We start from the raw sequence: 8,085 nt of genomic DNA on the forward strand, positions 1-8,085 counted from the left end.
CCGACCGACCGCCCCGTACCGGACCGAAGGGCGGCACCCCGTCAGGAGGGTGCCGCCCTTCGGCGTGCAGGGGCGCGAGCCGCTCCGCGGGCTCAGTACGCGCTGTTGACGTTGTCGATCGAGCCGTACCGGTCGGCCGCGTAGTTGGCGGCGGCGGTGATGTTGGCGACCGGGTCGAAGATGTTCCAGGACGTGCCCGCGACGTGGTACGCCCTGAACGTCGGCTGGATCACCTGCAGCAGACCCTTGGACGGGATACCGGCGGCGGCGTTCGTGTCCCAGCCGTTCATCGCGTGCGGGTTGCCCGAGGACTCCCGCATGATGTTGCGGTGCAGCCCGCTGTAGCTGCCCGGGATGCCCTTGGAGTGCATGATGTTCAGGGCTTCCTTGATCCAGCCGTTCAGGTTGTTGCCGTAGTGCGTCCGGGCCGCCCGCTTGAGCGGGGCGCGCTTCGCGGACCGGCTCGCCGCCTTCTTCGACCGGTGCGTTCCGGCGGCGCGGTGGGAGGTGCCCTTCTTCGCGGCGCCGTGCCCGCGCTGCGCCGCGGCACGGTCCGCGGCGGCCTTGTCCGCGGTCGCCTTCTTCGCCGCGGCGGCCTCGACGGCGGCCTGCCGGCGCGCCGCGATGTCCTCGGTCTTCACACCGGCGCCGGCGAGCTGGTCGGTGACCTGGACCCGTACGTCCTTGATCGGCTCGGCCCGGTACGCCACCGACGCCTGCGAGTGCGCGCCGGCCGCCGTCGTCCCGCCGGCCACCGTCGTCTCGGCGCTGCTGGGAACCGCCGAGAAGGCCAGAGCGGCGGTGCCGAGAGCGGTGACACCGGCGATCGCGACCTTGTGGTGACGGGTCAGCGCACGGCGGTGGAGACGAAAGCGGGTGAACTCGGGCATGACGGAGAGACCTCTTCGGATAGCGGGAAGGGCGCTCGGCGTCAGACAGGAGGACACGTGATCAGGAGGACACGTGATCCACTCGCGTAGATGTGTCGCGGGAAGGACCCGCAGCGCTGAGCGACAGAAGCCATTCTTAGCGGCCGCTAAACAGGCGGGCAAAGGTGTGACGTACTAGGCCGGGTAGTGGATCACATGGCGGTAAATCGGGACAAAACGCATCGACCGATCCGCTCGACTGCACCTCATATGCTGCGCATGACTCCTAAGCCCCTTCGTACGTGATCTGCGTCCCGTGCGCCGACTCACATAAGCTATGCATATGAACTACCAGGAGTTGCCGCAGCAACGCCGTGAGTGAGCGCCATCGGCCACCGATGGCGGACAGCCCCGCCCGCTATGGCACCTCGCCGTCGTAGGGAGACTCCGCCCCGCCGCCCTCGACGAGGACGACCTCGTCCTGAGCCGGCCGACCGGGCCGCTGCCCCGGGCGGTCCCGGACCGGTTCCGTGAGCCGCCCGGTACCGGGGCTACCCGATGCCGCGCTCCCGCTCCTCCACGTACGCGTTGTACGCGGCCACCTGCGCGCGTCGCGCCGTACGCTCCACCGGACGCAGCGCCAGCGCCCGCGCGCCCATCTCCGAGGCGCTCACCGCGCCGCCGTGGCCGCTCTCCTCCGCCAGCGACACCAGCAGAGCCACCCGCTGCGCCAGCTCCAGGACCCGTGCCGCCCGCGCCGGGTAGCCCGGCGCCAGCACCTCGCGGCCCTGCTCGGACCGCGCCCGGTAGGCGTCGATCGCCGCCTCCGCCGCCGGGCCCGACGCGGCCACGTCCAGCCGCGACAGCACCGCCGTCGTGTCCCGCAGCGCCTCCGCCAGCTCCCGCTCCGCCTCGCCGAGCGACGGCACGTCCGCGGGCGGGGCCTCCCGCACCGGCAGCACCCGCCAGACCACCTCGGCGTGCACATCGCCCTCGGGCCCGGCCTCGGACACCTCCGGCACAAGTCCCAGCGCGACCCCGTGACAGATCACCGCCTCCCCGGCCTCCAGCGCCCGCGCGTTGAACTCCGGCGGTCCGCTCAGCCCCAGCGGATGCCCCGGCGCGGGCAGCGCCACCCGCAGCCCGCTCACCCCGAGCGCCCGCAGCCGTCCCAGCGCCAGCGTCAGTCCGACCGGCGACGATTCGCCGGGCAGCCCGGTCACCCGGTGCACGGCGTCCGCCCCGACGACGGCGTGTACGGCGTCGTCGGGAGAGGCAAGTCCGGCCAAAAGCGCATTTCCCCAAGCGGCGAGGCGACCAGAGCGCGGTTCCGAGAGCATGCCCCCACCCTAAGGAGCGGACCGATGAACCGGACCGCGGGGGCGGTGGCGTAGATTTCCTAGGGGACTGCGCCACAGGCGCGGCGGACCGAGCCACAGGCGAACGCGACCAGCCGAGACCGGCCACACTGCAAGGGGAGACAACGCGCTCATGAGCGATGTTCTGGAGCTTCAGGACGTATCCGTGGTCCGTGAGGGCCGGGCTCTGGTGGACCAGGTCTCCTGGTCGGTCAAAGAAGGCGAGCGCTGGGTCATCGTCGGTCCGAACGGTGCCGGCAAGACCACCCTGCTGAATGTCGCGTCCAGCTACCTGTACCCCACCACGGGCACCGTCGCCATCCTCGGCGAGACCCTCGGCCGGCCCGGCACCGACGTCTTCGAGCTGCGCCCCCGCATCGGCATCGCCGGCGTCGCCATGGCCGAGAAGCTCCCCAGGCGCCAGACCGTCCTGGAGACCGTGCTGACCGCCGCGTACGGCATGACGGCCCACTGGCAGGAGGACTACGACGAGGTCGACGAGCTGCGGGCCCGCGCCTTCCTCGACCGCCTCGGGATGAGCGACTTCCTGGAGCGCAGGTTCGGCACCCTCTCCGAGGGCGAGCGCAAGCGCACCCTCATCGCCCGCGCCCTGATGACCGACCCCGAACTGCTCCTCCTCGACGAGCCCGCCGCCGGACTCGACCTCGGCGGCCGCGAGGACCTCGTCCGCCGGCTCGGCCGTCTCGCCCGCGACCCCATCGCCCCCTCCATGATCATGGTCACGCACCATGTCGAGGAGATCGCCCCGGGCTTCACCCACGTCCTGATGATCCGTCAGGGCAAGGTCCTCACCGCGGGACCGATCGAGCTCGAACTCACCTCCCGCAACCTCTCGCTCTGCTTCGGCCTGCCCCTCGTCGTCGAGCAGCTCGGCGACCGCTGGACCGCGCACGGACTTCCGCTGTCCTGAACCCCGTTGCGCCCTGTCCGCGGCCCGGCCGCGGTCCTACCATGACCTTGTGAACGACATCGAGGCGTGGGTGTGGTGGCTCGTCGGCGCGGCAGCGCTCGGAATCCCGCTCGTCGTGACCGCCATGCCGGAGTTCGGCATGTTCGCGGTGGGGGCCGTGGCCGCCGCCGTCACCGCGGGGCTCGGATTCGGCATCGTCGTACAGGTTCTCGTCTTCGTCGCCGTCTCCGTCGCACTCATCGGCGTCGTACGGCCCATCGCCGCCCGGCACCGCACACAGAGCCCGCAACTCGCCACCGGGGTGGACGCGTTGAAGGGCAGGCAGGCCGTCGTCCTGGAGCGCGTCGACGGGACGGGCGGCCGTATCAAGCTCGCGGGCGAGGTCTGGTCCGCGCGGGCACTCGACACCGACCGGGTCTACGAGGCGGGCCAGGAGGTCGACGTCGTGGACATCGAGGGAGCCACCGCGATCGTCCTGTGACCGTCGCCGCATGATCCTGCACGCCTCTGCGCATCATGTTGTTGTCCGATGTACGCCCAGTGCACCGATCCAACTGAACCGAACAACCAACGAGGCAGACGCCGTTCTGCCAGACTCGACCAGCAAGATCTTCCGCGGTCCGGAGGATCTTCGAGGTCTTCCGAGAGCGCCGAGGCGGAGAAGGGTACGGGGAACGCGATGGCACCGGTCATCATCGTCCTGGTCATTCTGGTGGTGTTGGTCTTCATCGCCCTGATCAAGACGATTCAGGTCATCCCACAGGCCAGCGCCGCGATCGTGGAGCGCTTCGGCCGTTACACGCGGACACTCAACGCGGGGCTCAACATCGTGGTCCCGTTCATAGACACCATCCGCAACCGCATCGACCTGCGTGAACAGGTCGTCCCGTTCCCGCCGCAGCCGGTGATCACCCAGGACAACCTGGTCGTCAACATCGACACCGTCATCTACTACCAGGTGACCGACGCCCGGGCCGCCACCTACGAGGTCGCCAGCTACATCCAGGCCATCGAGCAGCTCACCGTCACCACGCTGCGCAACATCATCGGCGGCATGGACCTCGAGCGCACCCTCACCTCCCGCGAGGAGATCAACGCGGCCCTGCGCGGCGTCCTCGACGAGGCCACCGGCAAGTGGGGCATCCGCGTCAACCGCGTCGAGCTGAAGGCCATCGAACCGCCCACCTCCATCCAGGACTCGATGGAGAAGCAGATGCGCGCCGACCGTGACAAGCGCGCCGCGATCCTCACCGCCGAAGGTACCCGCCAGGCCGCGATCCTCACGGCGGAGGGCGAGAAGCAGTCCCAGATCCTGCGTGCCGAGGGCGAGGCCAAGGCCGCCGCCCTGCGTGCCGAGGGCGAGGCGCAGGCCGTCCGCACGGTCTTCGAGGCCATCCATGCCGGAGACCCGGACCAGAAGCTCCTCTCCTACCAGTACCTCCAGATGCTCCCGAAGATCGCCGAGGGCGACGCCAACAAGCTCTGGATCGTCCCCAGCGAGATCGGCGACGCCCTCAAGGGCCTCTCCGGCGCGATGGGCAACTTCGGCGGAATAGGCGGCGGTTCCGGCTCCTCGACCAACGGCACGGACCGCCGCGAGAAGCCGCCGATCGACTGAACCCCGGCACGGACAGAGGGGCTCGCCGTCGTGACGGCGAGCCCCTCGCGTACGGCTGGAGCAACTCCCGGGCAGAAGACGCCGGTACGGCGGAGATCACGCCGCGGGCTGACCGAGCCACTCCGGAAGCCCCCGTACGGACTCCGTCCCCAGAGCCAGGAGCATCGCATCCGCCGGGGACGGCTCGAACGGCAGCCGCAGCAACGGCATCCCCGCCTGCTCCGGAGTCCGGGCCGCTTTGCGGTGGTTGTCCTCCGCGCACGACGCCACCGTGTTCAGCCAGGTGTCGCCGCCCCCCTGCGCCCGGGGCACCACATGGTCCACGGTCGTCGCCCGCTTCCCGCAGTACGCGCACCGGTGCCGGTCCCGCACCAGCACCCCCCGCCGCGACCACGGGGCTTGTCTTCGGAACGGCACCCGTACGTACCGGCACAGCCGGATGACCCGCGGCGCGGGTATGTCCACCTCGGCGCCCCGCATACGCAGTTCGGGGTGGGCCTGCTCGACGACGGCCTTGTCCTGCAGCACCAGAACGACGGCCCGGTTCAACGTCACCGTAGACAGCGGCTCGAAGCTCGCGTTCAGCACCAGCGTGTCCCGCATCCAGCCCACCTCCCTTGCGCACCTGCCCACCTCACCGGCGGGCTCGGATCAACTCTGGCCGGGCACGCCGAGATGGACAACGCAATAAAAAGTGCCCGCCTCCGATCAATTCCATGACCGGAGGCGGGCAAACGTTCCATGAACGCCTGGCTTGTTCAGCCCGTGCGTCAGCCGGTGCCCGTGTTCTCGTACTCACCGATGAGCCGGGCGCGCGCGATCGTGTGGAACCGCAGGTTGAAGCCGACGACCGCGGGCGAGACGTCCGCGTCCGGTCCGAGCTTCTCCTGGTCCACCGCGTACACCGTGAAGACGTACCGGTGCGGCCCGTCCCCGGGCGGCGGCGCGGCACCCCCGAAGTCCTTGGTGCCGTAGTCGTTGCGCACCTGTACGGCGCCCTCGGGCAGCCCCGCGAAGGATCCGCTGCCCGCGCCCGCCGGCAGCTCCGTCACACCCGCCGGGATGTCGAACACGACCCAGTGCCAGAACCCGCTGCCCGTGGGGGCGTCGGGGTCGTAGCAGGTCACGGCGAAACTTCTGGTCTCCGGAGGGAAGCCCTCCCACTTCAGCTGCGGGGAGGTGTTGCCCTCCGCGTGGACCTGTGCCCCCTTGAGCGTCGCCCCCTCCTCGACGTCCTCGCTCGTCACCGTGAACGACGGGACGGGCGGATGGAAGTCATGGGGCAGCGGCCGCCGCTTGAGCTCGGTCACCTCGGTACCTCCTGGATCGGTTCCGCTCAGTGGCTCTGGTTCAGTGGTTCTCGTTCTCAGCAGAACCGAGCCTAGAACCAGTTGCGCTTGCTGCCGACCTCGGAGATCCACTGGTTGAGATAAGCCGCCCAATCGGTCCCGTGGAAGTCGTGCAGACCCACCTGGAACGACCGGAACGTGTCGCTGCCCTCGCTGAACAGACCCGGCTTCTTGTCCATCTCCAGGACGACGTCCATGGCGTGCTCATCGGCCACGAACGTCAGCTCGACCTGGTTCAGACCCCGGTACTGGGACGGCGGCTGGAACTCGATCTCCTGGTAGAACGGCAGCCGCTGACGCGTGTTGCGGATGTGGCCGCGCTCCATGTCCGCGTGCTTGAAGCGGAAGCCCAGCTGGATGAAGGCGTCCAGGATCGCCTTCTGCGCCGGCATCGGGTGCACGTTCACCGGGTCCAGGTCGTGGGAGTCCACCGCCCGCGCGATCGCCAGCTCCGTGGACACCCCGATGTTCATCCCGCGCAGCGCCTGGCCGTCGATCATCGTGACCGGCGTCTCCCAGGGCACCTCCAGCCCGAACGGCACGGTGTGCACGGCACCCGGCTGCAGCTGGAAGGCACCGCCCAGCTGCACCTTCGCGAACTCGATGTCCTGCTTGTACTCCTCTTCCCCGCTCTCCACCTCGACCCGGGCCTGCAGACCCACCGAGAGCCCCTGGATGTCCTGCGCCACGGACCCGCCCTGGATCCGCACCTCACCCTGGACGACACCGCCCGGAACGACGTTGACCTCGGTCAGCACGGTCTCGACCGAGCCCCCGCCGGCCCCGAGACTCGCGAGCAGCTTCTTGAACGGCATGACTCTCCCTTTACGAATGGATCCCTGATCCCTACAAACGCCAACCGGCCCCGACCGGTTCCGGGCCACACCCTGGCAACCGGACGATTCCTTGACCAGCCCTTGGCGCGGATCCGGCCGGACTACGCTCGGACGCCATGATCGCGCCCCCGGACCGTATCCCTCTCCCGAGGAAGTTCTTCGACCGCCCTGTACTGGAGGTCGCCCCCGACCTGCTGGGCCGCCTCCTCGTCCGCAGCACCCCGGACGGGCCGATCACGGTGCGCCTGACGGAGGTCGAGGCCTACGACGGCCCGAACGACCCCGGCTCCCACGCCTACCGCGGCCGCACCCCCCGCAACGAGGTGATGTTCGGCCCGCCCGGACACGTCTACGTCTACTTCACGTACGGCATGTGGTTCTGCATGAATCTGGTGTGCGGGCCGGAAGGCCGGGCGAGTGCGGTGCTGCTGCGCGCCGGTGAGGTGGTGGAGGGCGCGGATCTGGCCCGCGAGCGCCGGGCCGCGGCCCGCAACGACAGGGAACTGGCCAAGGGGCCCGCCCGGCTGGCCACCGCCCTCGGGATCGACCGCGCCCTGAACGGCACCGACGTGTGCGCCACCGCCGCCACCCCGCTCCGCATACTGACCGGCACCCCGGTCGTCGCCGGCCGGGTGCGCAGCGGCCCGCGTACCGGCGTGTCCGGCGACGGAGGCGTCCACCCCTGGCGGTACTGGATCGACGACGACCCGACGGTGAGTCCGTACCGTGCCCACGTACCCCGGCGGCGCTCCGGCTCAAGTTGACGCGCCCCACCCAGGTGCGTAATGTAGTCCGAGCCGCTTGAACCGGGTACGGCGTTCGCCTGCAGCCGGAAGCGGCCAAACCACTACCTACGGTCACCCCCAGCGGGGGCCTGTTCGGTGTGTCCGCACATCCGAATTCGGTTGCCTTCGAACTCGATTATGAGTCCACGAAGCAATGGGCTAACGTAGTGAATGTCGAAAGGCCGACAAGCGAAAGCCAAGGCCCGAGACAAACCCCCTCCGACGGGGAATCGGACGCCGAAAGGATCTGATAGAGTCGGAAACACCGAAGGGAAGCCCGGAGGAAAGCCCGAGAGGGTGAGTACAAAGGAAGCGTCCGTTCCTTGAGAACTCAACAGC

9 protein-coding genes are annotated in these 8,085 nt (G+C 69.5%); 4 read left to right on the top strand and 5 right to left on the bottom strand.

What is annotated here, in order from left to right; genetic code table 11:
• Window positions 1-92 precede the first annotated feature (92 nt).
• Together ABZ862_RS10515 and ABZ862_RS10520 are read right to left on the bottom strand one after the other, a co-directional pair.
• Window positions 93-890, bottom strand: coding sequence for a transglycosylase SLT domain-containing protein (locus ABZ862_RS10515; protein WP_360955461.1), 798 nt, complete (start codon window positions 888-890; stop codon window positions 93-95).
• A 530-nt stretch (window positions 891-1,420) separates the two neighbouring features.
• The gene (locus ABZ862_RS10520) at window positions 1,421-2,209 is read right to left on the bottom strand and encodes a hypothetical protein (RefSeq protein WP_360955463.1); all 789 of its coding nucleotides are present in this window, start codon (window positions 2,207-2,209) and stop codon (window positions 1,421-1,423) included.
• Between the two features lie 151 nt (window positions 2,210-2,360).
• Here ABZ862_RS10520 and ABZ862_RS10525 point away from each other — a divergent pair, with 151 nt between their 5' ends.
• The 3 genes from ABZ862_RS10525 (at window position 2,361) to ABZ862_RS10535 (ending at window position 4,776) form a co-directional block, all read left to right on the top strand.
• Window positions 2,361-3,158, top strand: a complete 798-nt coding sequence (locus ABZ862_RS10525; protein ID WP_360955465.1) for an ABC transporter ATP-binding protein — start codon at window positions 2,361-2,363, stop codon at window positions 3,156-3,158.
• A gap of 49 nt (window positions 3,159-3,207) precedes the next feature.
• Complete coding sequence (locus ABZ862_RS10530; RefSeq protein ID WP_360955467.1) at window positions 3,208-3,639, top strand: NfeD family protein; 432 nt, start codon at window positions 3,208-3,210, stop codon at window positions 3,637-3,639.
• Between the two features lie 198 nt (window positions 3,640-3,837).
• Window positions 3,838-4,776 carry an SPFH domain-containing protein gene (locus tag ABZ862_RS10535; protein ID WP_360955469.1) on the top strand — a complete coding sequence of 313 codons (939 nt, stop codon included), beginning with the start codon at window positions 3,838-3,840 and terminating at the stop codon, window positions 4,774-4,776.
• Window positions 4,777-4,872: 96 nt separating this feature from the next.
• Here the strand turns inward: ABZ862_RS10535 and ABZ862_RS10540 are convergent, their stop codons facing one another.
• The 3 genes from ABZ862_RS10540 to ABZ862_RS10550 all read right to left on the bottom strand — a co-directional run bounded on the left by ABZ862_RS10540 (window position 4,873) and on the right by ABZ862_RS10550 (window position 6,940).
• Entirely contained in the window at window positions 4,873-5,379 is a 507-nt protein-coding gene (locus ABZ862_RS10540; protein WP_360955471.1) for an HNH endonuclease, read from the bottom strand.
• A 167-nt stretch (window positions 5,380-5,546) separates the two neighbouring features.
• Window positions 5,547-6,086 (bottom strand): YbhB/YbcL family Raf kinase inhibitor-like protein, encoded by a 540-nt coding sequence (locus ABZ862_RS10545; protein ID WP_360955473.1) that lies wholly within the window; start codon window positions 6,084-6,086, stop codon window positions 5,547-5,549.
• A 71-nt stretch (window positions 6,087-6,157) separates the two neighbouring features.
• Window positions 6,158-6,940, bottom strand: a complete 783-nt coding sequence (locus ABZ862_RS10550; protein WP_360955475.1) for a sporulation protein — start codon at window positions 6,938-6,940, stop codon at window positions 6,158-6,160.
• Between the two features lie 137 nt (window positions 6,941-7,077).
• On the opposite strand from ABZ862_RS10550, the gene ABZ862_RS10555 reads away from it, so the two are divergent.
• Complete coding sequence (locus ABZ862_RS10555) at window positions 7,078-7,725, top strand: DNA-3-methyladenine glycosylase (RefSeq protein WP_360955477.1); 648 nt, start codon at window positions 7,078-7,080, stop codon at window positions 7,723-7,725.
• Window positions 7,726-8,085 lie beyond the last annotated feature (360 nt).

This window comes from Streptomyces sp. NPDC047000, from assembly GCF_040644295.1.
GTDB lineage: Bacteria > Actinomycetota > Actinomycetes > Streptomycetales > Streptomycetaceae > Streptomyces.